At 56.3% G+C, this 16,302-nt stretch carries 20 protein-coding genes; 6 read left to right on the top strand and 14 right to left on the bottom strand.

The window, feature by feature from the left end:
• Position 1 precedes the first annotated feature (1 nt).
• Complete coding sequence (locus ACXAGA_RS04135) at positions 2 to 715, bottom strand: GNAT family N-acetyltransferase (RefSeq protein ID WP_475116258.1); 714 nt, start codon at positions 713 to 715, stop codon at positions 2 to 4.
• Positions 712 to 1,434 carry a competence/damage-inducible protein A gene (locus ACXAGA_RS04130; RefSeq protein ID WP_475116257.1) on the bottom strand — a complete coding sequence of 241 codons (723 nt, stop codon included), beginning with the start codon at positions 1,432 to 1,434 and terminating at the stop codon, positions 712 to 714. Before ACXAGA_RS04130 ends, ACXAGA_RS04135 begins: the two co-directional genes overlap by 4 nt.
• 41 nt (positions 1,435 to 1,475) lie before the next feature.
• Between ACXAGA_RS04130 and sfsA the strand changes: the two genes are divergently transcribed.
• A complete protein-coding gene (gene sfsA, locus ACXAGA_RS04125) occupies positions 1,476 to 2,186 on the top strand; it encodes a DNA/RNA nuclease SfsA (RefSeq protein ID WP_475116256.1) in 711 nt (236 codons plus the stop codon).
• A 60-nt stretch (positions 2,187 to 2,246) separates the two neighbouring features.
• Positions 2,247 to 3,059: a type I methionyl aminopeptidase gene (map, locus tag ACXAGA_RS04120; protein WP_086451205.1), complete on the top strand. Its 813-nt coding sequence runs from the start codon at positions 2,247 to 2,249 to the stop codon at positions 3,057 to 3,059.
• A gap of 27 nt (positions 3,060 to 3,086) precedes the next feature.
• Here map and ACXAGA_RS04115 read toward each other — a convergent pair whose 3' ends face one another.
• From ACXAGA_RS04115 to ACXAGA_RS04105, 3 genes are read right to left on the bottom strand one after another with little or no spacing between them, the layout of a single operon-like run.
• Positions 3,087 to 3,728 carry an HAD family hydrolase gene (locus tag ACXAGA_RS04115; RefSeq protein ID WP_475116255.1) on the bottom strand — a complete coding sequence of 214 codons (642 nt, stop codon included), beginning with the start codon at positions 3,726 to 3,728 and terminating at the stop codon, positions 3,087 to 3,089.
• A complete protein-coding gene (gene rsmD / locus ACXAGA_RS04110) occupies positions 3,725 to 4,285 on the bottom strand; it encodes a 16S rRNA (guanine(966)-N(2))-methyltransferase RsmD (protein WP_475116254.1) in 561 nt (186 codons plus the stop codon). Before rsmD ends, ACXAGA_RS04115 begins: the two co-directional genes overlap by 4 nt.
• The gene (locus ACXAGA_RS04105; protein ID WP_475116253.1) at positions 4,282 to 5,496 is read right to left on the bottom strand and encodes an NAD(P)/FAD-dependent oxidoreductase; all 1,215 of its coding nucleotides are present in this window, start codon (positions 5,494 to 5,496) and stop codon (positions 4,282 to 4,284) included. Before ACXAGA_RS04105 ends, rsmD begins: the two co-directional genes overlap by 4 nt.
• Positions 5,497 to 5,582: 86 nt before the next feature.
• On the opposite strand from ACXAGA_RS04105, the gene ACXAGA_RS04100 reads away from it, so the two are divergent.
• Positions 5,583 to 6,071, top strand: a complete 489-nt coding sequence (locus tag ACXAGA_RS04100; RefSeq protein WP_475116252.1) for a redoxin family protein — start codon at positions 5,583 to 5,585, stop codon at positions 6,069 to 6,071.
• A 37-nt stretch (positions 6,072 to 6,108) separates the two neighbouring features.
• Here the strand turns inward: ACXAGA_RS04100 and ACXAGA_RS04095 are convergent, their stop codons facing one another.
• The 7 genes from ACXAGA_RS04095 to ACXAGA_RS04065 are packed head-to-tail and all read right to left on the bottom strand — an operon-like array spanning position 6,109 to position 12,698.
• Positions 6,109 to 6,954: a mechanosensitive ion channel family protein gene (locus ACXAGA_RS04095; protein ID WP_086451210.1), complete on the bottom strand. Its 846-nt coding sequence runs from the start codon at positions 6,952 to 6,954 to the stop codon at positions 6,109 to 6,111.
• Positions 6,954 to 7,220 carry a 4a-hydroxytetrahydrobiopterin dehydratase gene (locus tag ACXAGA_RS04090; RefSeq protein ID WP_475116251.1) on the bottom strand — a complete coding sequence of 89 codons (267 nt, stop codon included), beginning with the start codon at positions 7,218 to 7,220 and terminating at the stop codon, positions 6,954 to 6,956. Before ACXAGA_RS04090 ends, ACXAGA_RS04095 begins: the two co-directional genes overlap by 1 nt.
• On the bottom strand, positions 7,220 to 8,392 hold the full coding sequence (locus ACXAGA_RS04085; RefSeq protein ID WP_475116250.1) for a GNAT family N-acetyltransferase: 1,173 nt from the start codon (positions 8,390 to 8,392) through the stop codon (positions 7,220 to 7,222). The genes ACXAGA_RS04090 and ACXAGA_RS04085 overlap by 1 nt, the downstream gene beginning before the upstream one ends.
• Before the next feature lie 31 nt (positions 8,393 to 8,423).
• Entirely contained in the window at positions 8,424 to 9,173 is a 750-nt protein-coding gene (locus ACXAGA_RS04080) for a glycerophosphodiester phosphodiesterase family protein (protein ID WP_475116249.1), read from the bottom strand.
• The gene (locus tag ACXAGA_RS04075; protein WP_475116248.1) at positions 9,173 to 9,634 is read right to left on the bottom strand and encodes a RidA family protein; all 462 of its coding nucleotides are present in this window, start codon (positions 9,632 to 9,634) and stop codon (positions 9,173 to 9,175) included. Before ACXAGA_RS04075 ends, ACXAGA_RS04080 begins: the two co-directional genes overlap by 1 nt.
• 56 nt (positions 9,635 to 9,690) lie before the next feature.
• Complete coding sequence (locus ACXAGA_RS04070) at positions 9,691 to 10,965, bottom strand: HlyD family type I secretion periplasmic adaptor subunit (RefSeq protein WP_475116247.1); 1,275 nt, start codon at positions 10,963 to 10,965, stop codon at positions 9,691 to 9,693.
• Complete coding sequence (locus ACXAGA_RS04065) at positions 10,962 to 12,698, bottom strand: type I secretion system permease/ATPase (RefSeq protein WP_475116246.1); 1,737 nt, start codon at positions 12,696 to 12,698, stop codon at positions 10,962 to 10,964. Before ACXAGA_RS04065 ends, ACXAGA_RS04070 begins: the two co-directional genes overlap by 4 nt.
• 177 nt (positions 12,699 to 12,875) lie before the next feature.
• Here ACXAGA_RS04065 and ACXAGA_RS04060 point away from each other — a divergent pair, with 177 nt between their 5' ends.
• From ACXAGA_RS04060 to ACXAGA_RS04050, 3 genes are read left to right on the top strand one after another with little or no spacing between them, the layout of a single operon-like run.
• Positions 12,876 to 13,646 carry an MlaA family lipoprotein gene (locus ACXAGA_RS04060; protein ID WP_475116245.1) on the top strand — a complete coding sequence of 257 codons (771 nt, stop codon included), beginning with the start codon at positions 12,876 to 12,878 and terminating at the stop codon, positions 13,644 to 13,646.
• A complete protein-coding gene (locus ACXAGA_RS04055; protein ID WP_475116244.1) occupies positions 13,646 to 14,236 on the top strand; it encodes an MlaC/ttg2D family ABC transporter substrate-binding protein in 591 nt (196 codons plus the stop codon). Before ACXAGA_RS04060 ends, ACXAGA_RS04055 begins: the two co-directional genes overlap by 1 nt.
• Entirely contained in the window at positions 14,236 to 14,586 is a 351-nt protein-coding gene (locus ACXAGA_RS04050; RefSeq protein ID WP_475116243.1) for a hypothetical protein, read from the top strand. The genes ACXAGA_RS04055 and ACXAGA_RS04050 overlap by 1 nt, the downstream gene beginning before the upstream one ends.
• Here the strand turns inward: ACXAGA_RS04050 and ACXAGA_RS04045 are convergent, their stop codons facing one another.
• Entirely contained in the window at positions 14,587 to 15,642 is a 1,056-nt protein-coding gene (locus ACXAGA_RS04045; protein WP_475116242.1) for a saccharopine dehydrogenase, read from the bottom strand. It lies immediately after the preceding gene.
• A complete protein-coding gene (locus ACXAGA_RS04040) occupies positions 15,617 to 16,261 on the bottom strand; it encodes a histidine phosphatase family protein (RefSeq protein WP_475116241.1) in 645 nt (214 codons plus the stop codon). The genes ACXAGA_RS04045 and ACXAGA_RS04040 overlap by 26 nt, the downstream gene beginning before the upstream one ends.
• Positions 16,262 to 16,302 lie beyond the last annotated feature (41 nt).

The following is a 16,302-nucleotide window of genomic DNA, read 5'->3' as shown; positions in this document are numbered from 1 at the left end:
TTTATAAACTGCGATAATGGTAATGTCCTACTACATCAAACCCTAACGAAGTGTACAACGCGTTAGCGGCCAAGTTTGCTTCGGTTACAACCAAAGATATATGTGCTGCGCCGTTGCTTTTGGCCCAGAATGCCATGCGGCGCAGGATGCGTACAGCCACACCTTTGCGGCGGCAATTGGGGGATACCTCTAGCGCATGAACCATGGCGATCTGACCGCTGATTGCGATGAACCCCGTGCCGGCAGGTATATCACCGATACGGCCCATAATCGTGGTTTTTGGACCCGTCGTGCGGTTCATCACGTTTAGCCGTGCATCATCAATTCCGCCATTTGCCCAAATTTCACGTTGGATCGCTATAGGCGGCCAGATGTCGTAAATTTCTGTACTATAGGTCCAGTCAGTGGCAATGCGATCAACCGGCGCGGCATATAGCGTAACCGGATCTTTAACCCGATATCCGCGCGCGGCCAGAAAACCGTCCAATTCATCATCGCCATCACGGATCATAAAAATGGGCGTTTGGCCCAGTTCGCGCATCTTGGCGGCGGCTAATTCTATGCCGGCATCATCCGCAGGGCCGGTTGCGCAAGACACACGGCTGCCGCCACCAGCGCCTTCGCGAATGGTGAACGCGCCGACGTGATGTTTGGCGAATGGCGCCCATGTGGCGTCAATCACGTCGTACAGTTGCGCAACCGTTGGGTTTGTCATGCAGGGAATAGCGCCGTTAGTTTTATAATCGCTTCGTCAACCATCGCGCCATCCGTGCCTCGGATCACGATATTCGATCCATAGGCCCCGTTTTGGGTAAATGGGTACGATCCGATCGATAGCTCTGGGAATTCTTGGGCCAGTTGCGCCAGAGGCCCCGCAATATCGCCTTCGCCTCGGTCGATGCGCAGGCTTTGCGATAGCAAAGGCGCACCGCCCGTCAGTGTCGGCAGGACCGTGGCGACCATCGCCTGAAATACGGATGGAACACCTGCCATGACGTGGACATTCTGGATCGTAAAACCTGGGGCGATCGACACTGGATTTTCGATTAGGCTGGCGGTGTCAGGGATACGGGCCATGCGTTTGCGCGCGTCATTAAATTCGTAGCCGCGGCTGTCATAATGCGCCTTTAGCAGGGCGTAGGCGTCATCGCGCACGTCGATGTGATCGTTGAACGCAGCCGCAACGCAATCGGCGGTGATGTCGTCATGCGTTGGGCCAATGCCGCCCGATGTGAATACGTGGTCATAGGCCGTGCTTAGCGCCTGAACCGCGCCAACAATGGCCTCGCGGTCGTCTGACACAATCCGCGTTTCTTTCAGGTCGATACCCGCCGCCGTTAGCTTTCCGGCCAGATAATACATGTTACCTTCGCGCGTGCGGCCCGAAAGGATTTCATCCCCGATAATCAAAATAGCGGCGGTTGGGTTTGGCATCTGCTTCTCCATCGTTGCAAGAAACGGTATAGGTCTGTGCCATGCAGTTTTCCACTCCGTTAATGCCCGCCCGCCTGATCCGCCGCTATAAACGGTTCCTTGCCGATTGCCGGCTAGAGGATGGGACAGAAATCACCGCGCATTGCCCGAACCCTGGCAGTATGTTGGGCCTTGCGGATCCGGACATGAAAATATGGCTGGAACCCAATGACGATCCGAAAAAGAAACTGAAATACGGTTGGCGACTGGTGGACCACGAAAACGGTCATTTTACGGGCGTCGATACCGCTATGCCGAACCGCGCGCTGAAACAGGCCCTGCTGGCGCGTGAAATTCCAACGCTGTCGGATTATCCCATTATCAGACCCGAGTTGAAATACGGCGAAAACAGCCGCGTTGATTTTCATCTGTCCGGCGGTAGCCGCCCCGACCTGTGGATCGAGGTGAAATCGGTCACTCTTATGCGCCAAAACGGCGTTGCCGAATTCCCTGACAGTGTCACGGCACGCGGGGCGAAACATATGGGGGAATTGGCCGCTATGTCGCGTGCCGGCGATGATGCGATGGTGCTGTTTTTGGTGCAGCGCACCGATTGCACGCGTGTCACCCCTGCGGCTGACATCGATCCCAAATATGCTGCGGCCCTGCGCGATGCGGTGGCTGACGGGGTGCGCGTTTTGGCGCTGGGCACCCGCATTTCACCAAAAGGTGTCGAAATCGCGGGCGAAATCCCGTTTGACCTTGGTATCTGAGGTCTGGCCCTTTTGGCTCATCGGCCTTACATAGGGCCTGATAACGAACGGAGTGGTACATTGAACGAAGATCTGCGCGGTCGCCTGACCAAAGACGGAATTCGCATCTACGAAGACGCTGACTTTGCCGGCATGCGCAAAGCAGGCCAAGTCGCTGCGCAAATTCTGGATGACATCATCCCGTTCATCCAAACCGGCGCGACCACGGGCGAAATAGACGCAAAGATCACTGAAATGGTGACCGAAAGCGGATCAACCTCGGCCACCATCGGTTACAAAGGCTATCAGCACGCCAGCTGCATCAGCGTGAACCACGTTGTCTGTCACGGTATCCCTGGTGACAAAAAGCTGAAAGAAGGCGACATCCTGAACATCGACGTCACCGTGATCGTTGATGGATGGTTTGGCGACACCAGCCGCATGTATGTCGCGGGCAAACTGCCGCGCAAAGCTGAACGCCTGATCCAAGTCACCCACGATTCCCTGATGTTGGGGATCGAAGCCGCAAAGCCGGGCAACACCTTTGGCGATATCGGCAATGCGATCCAGACCTATGTGGAATCGAACCGCATGTCCGTTGTGCGCGATTTCTGTGGTCACGGTCTGGGCCGCGTGTTCCACGCCGCGCCGAACGTTCTGCATTATGGCCGCGCAGGCACCGGTGCCACGCTAGAGGAAGGCATGTTCTTCACCATCGAACCGATGGTGAACCTTGGCCGTCCTGAAACCAAAGTTTTGGCCGATGATTGGACCGCTGTGACCCGCGACAAATCGCTGTCGGCGCAGTTTGAACATTCGATCGGGATCACCGCAGACGGGGCCGATATTTTCACCCTGTCGCCGGGCGGTAAGTTCCACCCGACCTATCTGTAATAAAACGGGCCGCATCTGCGGCCCTTTTTATTTCACCAATTTCTGTTTCAGCTCTGCCATCGAATAAACGATGTCGACGCCCAGCGGTTTCAGCACGCTATCTGGGCTGTGTTCGCTATAGCCATAGAACTGCGTTCCAGCTGCCTTTGCCGCGCCTGCGCCTGCGGTGCTGTCATCAATCATCACAGTATATTCGGGACGCGCACCCGCCTGTTCCATCGCCGCGACCAACATACCAGCCTGCGGTTTGGGGGCGTGGGTATGGCCTGAATACATGCGGTCTTTTAGGCGGTCATACAGACCCGACGGGCCCAGCGTCACCTTCATCTTATCCATCGCGCCGTTCGATGCGATCGCAATAGCGGTGCCCTGATTTTCCAGCGCATCAAACAGGTCGATCACCCCGTCGGACAATGGCGCGCCCTTTAGGATTTCGAACATTTCGGCGTAGAGTTCATCGACCCAATTGTCAGGCAAATTCAGGTTATTCGCCTCTTCTGACGCTTGAATGTCGTACAGGGTGCGGCCCATGAACAGTTCATGCACGCCTTCGGGTTTCAGGGCCATGCCATAGCGTGACAGGTTCGCGGCGATGGCTTCGCAGGTGGGGCCTTCGCTGTCGACGATCACGCCGTCGCAGTCGAAAATTACCAAATCAGGTTTCATCATTCTTTTTCCAAAAACGTCACATGGGTGTCGCCGTATTTGCGTTGGTCCAGCGTCGCAAACCCCGCAGGAGCAATCTGCGGCGCGTTTTCTTCCCATACTATCAATGCATTATCGGCAACCCAACCGCCTGTAACGGCGGCCTCGATCGCTTTGGCGCCCAGAGATTTGCCATAAGGCGGATCCAGAAATATCAGGTCATAGGGCGCATCGGGATTGGACGCCAAACGGGTCGCATCACGGGCAACCAGCGTGGTTTCGCTTTTGCGCCGTGTTTTGGCGATGTTTTCGCGGATCAGTTTTTGCGCCACGCGCCCGTCATCAACAAAGGTGACATGGGACGCGCCACGCGACAGTGCCTCTAGCCCCAACGCGCCTGTCCCCGCGAACAGGTCCAGCACGCGGGTATCGGTGATGGGATCACCGAATTTGCCGCCCATCAGAACGTTAAACAGGCTTTCGCGCACGCGGTCGGTGGTGGGGCGCAGATGAGCGCCCGCGTCGCCTTTGCCCACTGACGCCAGCGCCAGCCCGCGATGATCGCCGCCGATGATCCTCAACGTAATAGCGCCTTTAGGTCTGTGGATTCATCGATCAGATCGGCAGGGGCAGGGGATTTGCCAGCCTCGATCAATCGTTTGCCGACCATGTAATCACGGGCGGCATTCATGGCATCCACGGCAATCAATTCGTCGCCTTTGAAATACCAATGCACGCGCGACTGCGGATCATTGGAATAGCGTTTTACATAAACCGCGTCATAGCCAATGTTCAGGCCTGCGATTTGTAATTTGACGTCGTATTGATCCGACCAGAACCATGGTTTGGGATCATAGCTGACGCCTTTGCCCAGCATATTGCGGGCCACAACATCCGCCTGATCAATGGCGTTGCCGACGCTTTCGATGCGGATGCGTTCGCCTTTGAATGTCAGGTTGGCGCAATCGCCAGCGGCCCAGATATGCGGCTGGGACGTTTGCCCATGCACGTCCGTATCAATCCCGTTGGAACAGGTCAGGCCTGCGGCGTCTGCCAGCACAGAGGCAGGCGAAATGCCCACGCCCATGATGACGAAATCCACGTCCAATTCGGTGCCGTCGGTCAGCACGGCTCCGGTGACGGCATTGGTGCCGGTCAGTTTTGTTAGGCCCACGCCTTCGATGATTTTGACGCCGTGGGCGGTGTGCAGGTCGCGGAAATAGTCGGATGTTTCCGCGCAAGCGACGCGCTGCAAAATACGCGGAGCCATTTCGACCAGCGTCACATCACAGCCCTTTTTCGCGGCGACGGCTGCGGCCTCTAGCCCGATATATCCGCCGCCCACGACCAACAGTTTGCGGCCCTGCGCGAATTCGGGGGCCATCGTGTCGGCGTCTTTCAGGTCGCGCACGGTATAAACGCGATCCAGATCACCACCAATGGCAGCAGGCAGGGTACGCGGGTGCGACCCCGTGCAAATCGCCAGTTCGTCATAGGCCATCGTGCGGTCGCCTTGCAGGGTGATGGTCTGCGCAGCGGGATCAATCGCGATCACGCGGGTGTCCAGCATCAGGTCGATGTTGTTTTCTGCGTACCAGTCGGGTGCGCGCAGCAGCAGGCGGGACAGCTCCATTTCACCTAGCATATAGGCCTTGGACAATGGGGGGCGTTGGTAGGGGGGCACGTTTTCCGCCCCAATCAGCGTGATTTTCCCGTCGAAACCGTCGCTGCGTAGGCGTGCGACCAGCGTTGCGCCGGCTTGTCCTGCGCCGATCACCACGAAATGTTTCATCTTAGCCCCCGATTATTATGGCCTAGTTCGGGGCCGACCCTATATGTTCGAACAAACAGCGGCAATTGCGAACAGAGGAAAAGCAAATGACGATTTCAGTAGGTGATAAACTGCCAGACGCAACCCTATGCGTGATGGGCGCAGAAGGCCCCGAACAGGTGAAAATGTCTGACCTGACAGCGGGCAAAAAGGTTGTGATCTTTGGCCTGCCTGGCGCCTATACCGGCACCTGCACCACAGCGCATGTGCCCAGCTTTATCCGGACCAAAGGCGATTTCGATGCCAAAGGCGTTGATGCTGTGATCTGCGTGGCTGTGAACGATCCGTTCGTGATGGCTGAATGGGCGAAATCCACTGGCGGCGCTGACGCGGGCATTCATTTCCTAGCCGACGCAGCATCCGAATTCACCAAAGCGATCGGCATGGAATTCACCGCGCCCCCCGTTGGTTTCTATGACCGTTCGAAACGCTATGCGCTGTACGCCGAAGACGGCGAAGTCAAAGTACTGCAGCTGGATGAAAACCCAGGCGTCTGCGATTTGTCGGGCGGTGAAAGCCTGCTAGAGGCAATCTGATAGCGAAACGGCGGGGCCATCACCCCGCCGTTTTTATTTAGGCATTTTCGTTCAAGACTGTGCGCGTTGGGAACGGAATGTCGATGCCGTTGGCATCCAGCGCCTCTTTGACTTTGCGTTTCATGTCAGCCTGATATTGGAAATAATCCGACGACTGCACCCAAACGCGGCACAGGAAATCCACCGAAAAATCACCCAAGTTGTTCACTTGCAGAAATGGCGCAGGGTCCGTCAGCGACCGTTCGTCCGCCATGATCGTATCGCGGATCACCTGTTCGGCCAGTTTCAGGTCAGCGCCATAGCCAACGCCAAACACCCATTCCGCGCGGCGGGTCTGGTTGATCGAATAGTTGGTGATGGTGTTACCCCAGACTTCGGCGTTGGGAACGATGACTTGAACGTTCGATAGGTTCGCCAGTTCGGTGTAGTTCAGCGAAATATCTTTCACCGTGCCAGACACGCCGTTTACTTCGACGAAATCACCGATTTTGATCGGGCGGAACATGATGATCATCACCCCTGCTGCCACGTTCGACAGCGTGCCCTGCAACGCCAAACCAATGGCCAAACCGGCGGCACCGATAACGGCGACAATCGACGTTGTCTGAATGCCGAATGTGTTCAAAACGAACAGACCGGCAAAGGCCAAGATCAGATAGCGGGCGATATTGCCCAGAAAATTAAACAGAGTCGGGTCCAGATGGCGGTTTTTCTGGCCGATGTTGGCGATGCGGCGCTGCACCCACCCCGAGATGATGAACCCCAGAATGATGATCAAAATGACCGACAGCACGTCGCCCAATAGCGCGACCAGGAATTCCAGCGTCAAATAATCGCCGATCGTGTTCCCGTTATAAATTTCAGTATTCAGTAGTTGTTCCATTATGAACCTTGTATTTCATCCATTTTTTCCGCCAGCTTGACGTCTTTGTCCGTCAGACCGCCAGCGTCATGCGTGGTGAGCGTCACCACGACCTTGCTATATATATTAGTCCACTCGGGGTGGTGGTTCCACTTTTCCGCCCAAATAGCTGCCTCAGCCATAAAACCAAAGGCTTCGGGAAAGGTGGGGAATTCAAATGTTTTCGTGATTTTCGTGCCGTCGTCATTGGCGGTCCAGCCACGGGACTTGAGCATGGTGATGTCCATCAGTCTTGCTCCTTTACTTGGGTGTGTTTGAAGGGGCCGTAAGCCGTCAGGATGTCGATTTCTTCGTCGACCATCTGGCGTTCTTGGTCCAGAAAATCCTGAACGGCGGTGCGAAAGGACGGGTTGCCGATCCAATGCAGGGAATGGGTTTGCGCGGGCAGATACCCGCGGGCCAATTTATGTTCGCCTTGGGCGCCTGCTTCGATCCGTAGGCCGTTTTCAATCGCGAAATCGATGGCCTGATAATAGCACAGTTCGAAATGCAGGCAGGGGTGATGTTCGGTGCAGCCCCAATAGCGCCCGAACAGCGTATCGCGCCCGATGAAATTCAGCGCGCCCGCCACTGGGGTGCCATCGCGCACCGCAAGGGTCAGCAGCATGTCGTCACGCAAGGCGTCGTGGGCCAGATCGAAAAACGCGCGGGTCAGATAAGGCGATCCCCATTTGCGCGAGCCTGTGTCCTGATAGAACTGCCAGAAATAATCCCAATGGTCGGGCGATATCGCGTCACCCGTCAATTGCAGGATGTCCCCTCCAAAAGATTGCGCCTGTTTGCGTTCCTTGCGGATCGCTTTGCGCTTGCGCGACGAAAGGGCGTTCAGGAAATCGTCAAAACTATCATAGCCCTGATTTTCCCAATGAAATTGCTGGCTGGTTCGGTGCAATAGGCCCAATTCGCGGCCTGCAATCGCCTCGGCTTCGGTGCAGAACGTGACGTGGATGGATGACACGCCCAATTCAGTCGCAAACTGTACGGCGCCTTGGGTCAGGGCGGAAATGCCTGCGGTTTCGAACCCTGCGCGTGTCAGAAAACGGCGACCTGTGGCGGGGGTAAACGGGACGGCGATTTGCAGTTTGGGGTAATATTGACCGCCCGCCCGTTCATAGGCATGCGCCCAGCTGTGATCGAATACATATTCGCCCTGGCTGTGGGATTTCCCGTACAAAGGCGCGACCGCGATCACCTGACCGTCTGATTTTGCAGCCAAATATCGGGGTTCCCACCCTGTGCGTGGCCCGACCGATCCGCTACGCTCTAGCGCGGACAAAAACCGATAGGTCGTGAACGGATCGACAGCGCGGCCCCCGTCAGGGTTCGCGCAGGCATCCCAATCGTCCTCGCCAATATCGGCAATGCTGGAATGCAGGGATATTTCGATCGCGTCGGTCATGCCCCGTATGGTGATGGTGCGGGGCGAGCCGTCAAGCGGCGTAACCTTCGAAAGTGATGTTATCCACGATTTCGCGCGCTTTTCTTTCGGCGTCGGGTGTGCGGATCGTCCAGCACAGGATATGCGCCCCATCTTTGCGCAGGTCGGCGACGCGGGGGGCGTTTAGCTGATCGTGCTGATGGCTGATGAAACAGGCGCCAGTGCGCGCGTAATCAGGAATATCGCGCAACGTGTCGCGGATGCGCGCAGGAATGGTGGGCCAATCACCCGCGTCGAAATTACAGGTGGTTAGGCCGCGTGGCACCGTTGGCGATAGTTCGGCCATGCGTGCGACGCTATGGGGATTGAACGACATAACGGCAACCGGTCCGTCATATCCCGCCAAACAATCGGCGGTGGCCTGTTCTAATGCCCCGTTGGTGGGGCCTAGAATGCCGCTTTGATCTTTGATTTCGATCAGCAGGGGCACGCGGCCATCGATGATCGACAGAACCGTTTCCAATGTCGGGATAGCTTCGGACCCGTGGCGCAGCTGTATGGCGGTCAGTTCGGCCGCCGTTCTGGTGGCCAGCGGCCCTGTTTCATGGGTCAGGCGGGCCAGATCATAGTCGTGAAACACGATCGCCTGACCGTCTTTGGATAGCTGAATGTCAATTTCGATACCGTATCCAGCGTCCACCGCCGCGCGTATGGCCGAAACACTGTTTTCTGGGCGACCAGCGGCGATGTCATGCAAGGCACGATGCGCGATGGGCCGCGCCAGAAAATCAGGATGCAGCATTATTCGATCTCGAAAATACCGTCGATTTCAACCGCAACGCCCAAAGGCAGCGCGGCAACACCAACCGCAGAACGCGCGTGACGACCCGCATCACCCAAGGCCTCAACCAGAAAATCCGATGCGCCGTTGACGACTTTGGGTTGTTCGTAAAAATCAGGGGCCGAATTGACGAAGGCGTTCAGTTTGATGACGCGTTTCAGGCGGGAAATATCACCGCCGCAGGCCGCTTTGACCTGCGCCAGCAGGGAAATCGCGCATTGTTTTGCGGCAATCGCGCCTTGTTCGGTGGACATGGTGTCGCCCAAACGTCCCAAAATCAGACCGTCGTCATTCTGGGAAATCTGGCCCGAGATATGCACCAAATTGCCGGTGATGGTGAAAGGCACATAATTTGCGGCTGGCGCTGGGGCGTCGGGTAGGGTGACGCCCAGTTCGGCCAGTTTGGTTTCGATGTCGCTCATGTTGGCTCCGTCTATAAATTTGGTCGGACGCTATCGCGGGTTGCCGGGCGCTGCAATCAGGTCTCGCGCCATGCGCGGGCAAAAAAATCGGTCAGCGGTTTCAGCAAGAATTGCATGGGGGTCCGATCCGCGGTGCGGATAAAGGTTTCAACAGGCATGCCCGGGACCAAAACAGTGCCTTCGGGCAGGCGCGTGATTTCGTTTTCGTTCAAAGTCACCTCTGCGCGGTAAAACGATTGGCCTGTTGCGTCATCTTCAAAGGCATCGCCCGATAGGTTGACGACCGTGCCGTATAATTCGGGCGTGGTTTTTTGATTGAACGCCGAAAACCGCAAGGTCACGTTTTGACCGACCAACAGCTGATCGATATCGCGGGGATCAATGCGGGCTGTGATGATCAGGGGGCGGTCTTGGGGGACGATGTACAAAATGGGCTGTGCGGGTTCGATCACGGCAGAGGTTGAATAGACCTGCAATCCGTAAACCACGCCGGAAACGCCAGCGCGAATATCTAAACGGTCCAGCTGCGTATTCAGCGAAACCTGTGTTTCGCGCAGTTCCAATTCAGTCGGCTGAAGATTGCGGATTTCGGCGATGGCTTCTTCGCGGCGGACTGTATCGATATTCAGGATACCCAATTCGATTTCTGTGATGCGCCCTCGCGCTTGCGCAGCAGAGGCGGTCAGTTCGCCCCTACGGCCCTCTAGATTGGCTTTTTCCCGTTCCAGAGCCAGCACCCGCGTGGCCTGCGCAAGGCCACGTTCCAAAAGCGACCGTTGGTCGGTCAATTCCTGTTCAATCAGGTCCAGTTGACGCGCAAGTGACTGTTGTTGCGCCTCGATCCCAGTGATCTGGTCCGTGATCTGTTCGATGCGGCGTTCGTATTGTTCGATCTGGGTTTGGGTGCTTTGGCGGCGGGCATCGAACAGGCGGGTCTGACCTGCGATCAGATCGTCGAAACCGTTCGAAAGCATGGGATCAAACACGATCTGATCTGCACCGTCGCGTTCGGCCTCTAGCCTATTGCGGCGGGCAATGGTTTCGGCCAACTGACCGGATACCACAGTTAACTGCGACCGCAGGTCGGCGCCTTCTAGTTGGATAAGTATCTGGCCCGCATCGACAAAATCGCCTTCGTCTACCAAAATGGCGTCGACTTGACCGCCATAGGGGTGCTGAACGATTTGCCTGTTTTGGTCCACTTCGATCCGGCCTGATGCGATGACGGCCCCGCCCAGTTCCGCCAACGTGGCCCAAGTTCCAAATCCGCCGACTAACACAGCAAGCGTAATCAGACCAATCCAGATATAGCGAGCGGCAGACAAATTCATGACACGCCTCCTGGCGTGGTGCTGCGTGCCACATCCGTATGATTTTTCAGAACATTTCGCATGACCTCTTCTTTCGGGCCAAAGGCGCGGATGGTTCCGTGGTCAATCATCATGAGCTGGTCGCATTCTTGAATAGCGGCGGGACGGTGGGCCATGATCATGACTGATCCGCCTGCGTCGCGATGAGCGCGGATGGCCGCATTCAATGCGACGGACCCTTCGTTATCCAAATTGGAATTGGGTTCATCCAGAACCAGTATGACGGGATCGCCGTACATCGCACGTGCAAGGCCAATCCGTTGAATTTGGCCGCCCGATAACCGCCCTCCTGTTGTTGAAACCCGCGTATCATAGCCGTTTGGCAGTTTCAGGATCATGTCGTGTGCCGCGGCTTTTTTCGCGGCGGCGATCACGGCGGCATCATCAGGCGCGGTGGACATGCGTGCGATGTTTTCTTTGATCGTGCCATCCAACAGCTGAACACGTTGGGGTAGATATCCGATGTAACCCGCCAATGTATCTGGGTCGTATTGATCCAAAGTGGCGCCATCCAAACGCAGTTTCCCGCCAGCGGGCGTCCAAATGCCGGTGATCAATTTGGCCAAGGATGATTTGCCCGCGCCAGACGGTCCGATCACGCCAACCGCATGACCGGGTTCTAATTTGAATGTTAAAACGCGCAATGCTGCGGTGCTTTCGCCGGGGGGAACGGCGGTGACGGCCTGCGCTTCTAGGATTGCGCGGGGACGGGGCAGGGTCGTGCGGTGTTGCGGTGCGGGAATGGTGCCCAGCAAATCGGACAGATTTGCCCATCCTTCGCGGCCACGTTCGATCACGGCCCATTGGCCGATGATTTGTTCGATGGGCGCCAATGCGCGGCCCAACAAAATCGAACCTGCAATCATGGCGCCTGCCGTCATTTCGCCGCGTAAAACCAGATAGGCGCCCAGCCCCAGCATCGCGGATTGTAAAAACAGACGAATGGCACGTGTCATTGCGGTGTATCCACCGCTTTTGTCGGCAAAGTCGATCGACGCGGTTAGGGATTGGTCGCGCAAGGTTTTCCAACGGTCAAACGCGGCATTGCGCATACCCAAAGCACCCACGATTTCAGCCTCTGACCGGATCATATGGCCCATGATTTCGGCCGATTGGGTGGAGCGCGTCGATTGTTCCAGCGGTTTTCGACTGTGCAATCTATTGGCCAATGTGATCGCAATTAGAACGCCCGCACCGACCAAAGCCAAAATGCCCAAATCGGTGTGGAATATAAAAATACCTAGGAAAAATATAGGCATAAACGGCAAATCATAGGCTGCCATCACAGCGGGCGACGTGATCATGCGCTGGATCGATTCCAAATCGCGTAGGGCACTGGCCGATTGCGCGGGCAGGGTGCCGGTCGACGCTGCTGTTGTCGATGCTTCGAACACGCGTCGGTCTAAATCGGATTGGAACTGTGCACCAACGCGGCCCATGATCCGGCCGCGCACGAAATCCAAAACACCCATGCATAGGTATAAAAACAACACCAAAACCGTCAGCGCGACCAGTGTTTCGAACGACCCTGACCCTAAAACGCGGTCGTAGACGTTCAGCATGTACAAAGGTCCCGTCAGCATCAGTAGATTGACGACCATGCTAAAAATCGCAACCAGCCAAAACATCGGGCGACCGCGTTTGCGGATATCGGCTAATTCTGTTGCGCCCAATTGGGTCGTGCGGGTTGTCATGTGCGGGTTGTCGCCTATCTGATGCCTGTTTACGCGCTCTGGCTTATGCCTGTCAGAGATGAAGTTTATGTTTCAAATCTGTCACGATTTTTGCAGAGCTGACAACAGGGCACTGTGATTTTGGTCCAGATAGGTATTTGAGTGCAAGTTGAGATGACTTTAATAAATGGCCGCCCCGTGACTCGATTTTTATCTATTTCTGCGCTGGTTTCATCTATCGCGCTGACCGCCTGTTCGGTCGCGCCCGATGGTGTCGCGATCCACGACCCCTACGAAAACACAAACCGCAAAGTGCATGAATTCAACACTGGGTTGGATCGCGTTGTTTTGCGGCCTGCATCGCGTGTCACGAATGCAATGCCCGTGGTCATCACAGAACCGGTCAGCAATTTCGCGGATCACGTTGGTTTGCCTGGAATGGTGGTGAACGGTGTCCTTCAGGGCGACATCAAAGGCGCAGGCACAAACGCCTTTAGGTTTGTTGTGAACACGATCTTTGGCATCGGTGGCCTGTTTGATCCCGCAGATGGGATCGGGATTTACGCCGAAGACACCGATTTCGGCGAAACGCTGGCTGTTTGGGGCGTTCCCGAAGGCGCCTATGTGGTTTTACCTGGGTTCGGACCATCAACTGAACGTGATGCTGCGGGCCGCATTGTTGATTTCGTGATCGATCCTTTGGATTCTATCGTACAATCCGAAGTGCTGCCCTATGCGACTGGGTCGCGGGCTGCAGATATTGTGATCAAGCGTGGGCGCTTTGGTGATACAGTGGATTCGGTTTTGTATGAAAGCGCAGACAGCTATGCGCAGACGCGTGTTTTTTACCTAGACAGTCGTCGCTATGAACTGGGCACCACTGTTGTTGATGCATCATCCGATCCATATGCGGACCCTTACGCAGACCCATATGCCGATCCGTACTTCGATCCCTATGAGGACCAATAATGTTTAACACGTTTTCCCGCCGTCAGTTTCTGGCCGTAGCCGCCGCGGCGGTCGTTCCGACAACCTCGATGGCGTTGACTGAATCCCAAGCCCGCACATTGGTTGACCGTTTGGTGTCTGACATCAACGCGATCATTGCATCGGGCAAATCGGAATCGGCAATGATTGCTGATTTTGCATCGATCTTTGACCGCTATGCGGATGTTCCGATCATCGCGCGGACCGCAATGGGCGCTGATTGGCGCGCTGCAACGGCAGATCAGCGGACCAGGTTCGTGAGCGCGTTCCGTGATTATGTTGCGTCGAAATATGGCCGCCGGTTCCGCGAATTCATCGGGGGCCGGATCGAAGTGACCGAAACCGCCACCGTCCCGAACGGGGTCGAGGTCCGCGCACGTGCGATTCTGCAGGGCCAATCGCCGTTCGAGGTGAGCTTTGTGATCTCTGACGGGTCGGGTCAGGCGAAATTTATCAATATGTTTATCGAAGGGATCAACATGATCACTTCGGAGCGTACTGAAATAGGCGCCATGTTGGACCGCCGCCGCGGTGATATTGATGGTTTGATCGCGGACCTAGAGGCGCTGTGATGCGCCGGTATTTGGCATTGGCGTTGGTTGCGGTCCCTGTGATTGCAACAGCAACGCCCTATGACGGGGTCTATCGTCAGGCTGCCAATGCCGACTGTGGATTGGTGGGCGTTGATGGCGGCGCGCTGATGATCAAGGACGGGATTTTCCACGGTGTCGGCATGGAATGCCGTATGGAAAACCCCGTAAATGTGACCGATATGGACGCAACGCTGTATACGTTTCATTGCAGCGGCGAAGACGACCATTGGACCGAACGCGCCTTGATCATGAATGCCGCCGACAGCGACGGCATCATCATGCTATGGAACGGGTATGCGTTTCGTTACGAAACCTGCGAACCCGAATAATTACAGATGTTCGTCAAAGCAGGCTTTGGCGCGACCCCATACATCGTCGTCGATTTTATCTAACGTTTTCAGATGCGGTAGCAGCTGACCTGCATAGTCTACCGAACTTTCCATTGGCAACATCGACGGCAGGTTATCGATCGCGGTGACGTCCAAAATCGGATCGTCATGTACCCGCAGGGCAGGTGCATCCCACGTCGTCGTGCGGTCGTAGACTTTGATCGGGGAAAAATCGCTGTCGGGGTCACATGCGATGTCGCCGATAACCGATAATTTGCGCGGATCCGTTTTGGCCGATGCCGGCACGAAAACGGGCGTGCCGGGGCGTGCCAGAATGCAGTTCAGGAACAGTTCGTGATCCAGAATTTCAGGAAACGGCCCGCCGCTTGCGGTTTCGGCCATGTCCCATTTGGTCACAGCAATGCCCGCGCGTTCACACAGTTCTGCCGCGCCCGATCCGACGCGTCCCAGCGCACCAATGATGATGGCGCGCGCTGTTTTGCTGCCCAGTGCGGCGCGCACGGCATCGGCCAGCGCATCCGCGTTTTTATAAGTGGACACGGCTGGGCACAGCGCAGGCTGCGCCGCATAGGATAGCGCCGTTACGGCAGCGCCCGCATAGCCCGCCCAATATCCAAACGCCGCTACACGGCGTCCGTCCTCTAGCGTGAGGTATTCCAGATCATAGAGCGTCCCGCCCCCCGCCTGAAACCGATCCAGCAGGCGGCGGCCAGCAGGCTGACCTTTGTAGGCGTGGCCGAACATGATGTGGCGATGCACCAACGGCATGCCGGTTTCGGGCAATTCTTTCAGGCCAAAGATAATCGCGTCTTTGGGCGCGTCGGGCCACGATGCCTCGGGTGCGATTTCACAGCCCGCATCGGCATATTCTTCAATCGGAATAATACGTTGGCTGCTGTGTTCGACCGTCACACGATAGCCCATCGCGATCATTTCGGCGGCGCCTTGGGGTGTGATGCCAACGCGTTCTTCGTTTGGGCGTTCTTCGGTGCGGACCCAAAGGTGTGGTTTAGAAATGTGTGCGGAGGTGTTCACGGTTGCTGCTTTCTAAATGGGGAATGGTGTTGAACCCTGCCAAAATCGGGCCCACGGGGGACACGTGGACGTGGTGCAGGGATGTATTGAAAATGGGGATCATCACATGGGCCATGCGGCGCGGGTCCAGATCCAATAGATGACGGACGATCATCGCGATCACGCCGCCCGATGTGATGCACAAAACGTTCCGTCCCGGTGTCAGGGCGGCGTCCAAAACTGTACTGATGCGATTTTCAAAGGCCTCGAATGTTTCATTGCCCATGATTTCCGCGCGGTGCCATGCCTCCATCACCAGCGGAATGTGACGGGCAAAATCGTCGCCATCGGGAATTGGCATCCCGTGGACGTCCTCCATCGCTTTGCCCAGATTGAAATAATCAACCTCGTTTAAACGGTCGTCGATTTGCGGCGCATCATAGCCCATCCCCAGCGCCGTTTCGCGGTGACGACGCAAGCTGCCCGATAGCACCAGATCAAAGCTATGCCCCTGATCGCGCATCCAATTTCCCAAAACGGCGGCCTGTTCGTGGCCTTTTGGGGATAGGCGGTCATAGTCCTCTTCGGTTTTGGCGGCTGAATTGGCCTGACCGTGCCGGACAAAGGTGATTGTGCCCATGATCGTCTCCAGTTTTGACAGACAATGGGTAGGGGGGCATG

The organism is Marivivens sp. ABH4_498, from assembly GCF_056160585.1.
Note: the sequence above shows the minus strand (reverse complement) of the source record. Positions and strands in the feature narration are given on the sequence as shown.

Coding starts and splice junctions, on each gene's coding strand:
- ACXAGA_RS04130 (WP_475116257.1), bottom strand. CDS start 1,434: ATGCCAAACCCAACCGCCGCTATTTTGATTATCGGGGATGAAATCCTT.
- ACXAGA_RS04105 (WP_475116253.1), bottom strand. CDS start 5,496: ATGAAACATTTCGTGGTGATCGGCGCAGGACAAGCCGGCGCAACGCTG.
- ACXAGA_RS04065 (WP_475116246.1), bottom strand. CDS start 12,698: ATGACAACCCGCACGACCCAATTGGGCGCAACAGAATTAGCCGATATC.
- ACXAGA_RS04085 (WP_475116250.1), bottom strand. CDS start 8,392: ATGACCGACGCGATCGAAATATCCCTGCATTCCAGCATTGCCGATATT.
- ACXAGA_RS04115 (WP_475116255.1), bottom strand. CDS start 3,728: ATGATGAAACCTGATTTGGTAATTTTCGACTGCGACGGCGTGATCGTC.
- ACXAGA_RS04135 (WP_475116258.1), bottom strand. CDS start 715: ATGACAAACCCAACGGTTGCGCAACTGTACGACGTGATTGACGCCACA.
- ACXAGA_RS04040 (WP_475116241.1), bottom strand. CDS start 16,261: ATGGGCACAATCACCTTTGTCCGGCACGGTCAGGCCAATTCAGCCGCC.
- ACXAGA_RS04075 (WP_475116248.1), bottom strand. CDS start 9,634: ATGAGCGACATCGAAACCAAACTGGCCGAACTGGGCGTCACCCTACCC.
- ACXAGA_RS04055 (WP_475116244.1), top strand. CDS start 13,646: ATGTTTAACACGTTTTCCCGCCGTCAGTTTCTGGCCGTAGCCGCCGCG.
- ACXAGA_RS04100 (WP_475116252.1), top strand. CDS start 5,583: ATGACGATTTCAGTAGGTGATAAACTGCCAGACGCAACCCTATGCGTG.
- ACXAGA_RS04050 (WP_475116243.1), top strand. CDS start 14,236: ATGCGCCGGTATTTGGCATTGGCGTTGGTTGCGGTCCCTGTGATTGCA.
- ACXAGA_RS04080 (WP_475116249.1), bottom strand. CDS start 9,173: ATGCTGCATCCTGATTTTCTGGCGCGGCCCATCGCGCATCGTGCCTTG.
- sfsA (WP_475116256.1), top strand. CDS start 1,476: ATGCAGTTTTCCACTCCGTTAATGCCCGCCCGCCTGATCCGCCGCTAT.
- ACXAGA_RS04095 (WP_086451210.1), bottom strand. CDS start 6,954: ATGGAACAACTACTGAATACTGAAATTTATAACGGGAACACGATCGGC.
- ACXAGA_RS04090 (WP_475116251.1), bottom strand. CDS start 7,220: ATGGACATCACCATGCTCAAGTCCCGTGGCTGGACCGCCAATGACGAC.
- ACXAGA_RS04070 (WP_475116247.1), bottom strand. CDS start 10,965: ATGAATTTGTCTGCCGCTCGCTATATCTGGATTGGTCTGATTACGCTT.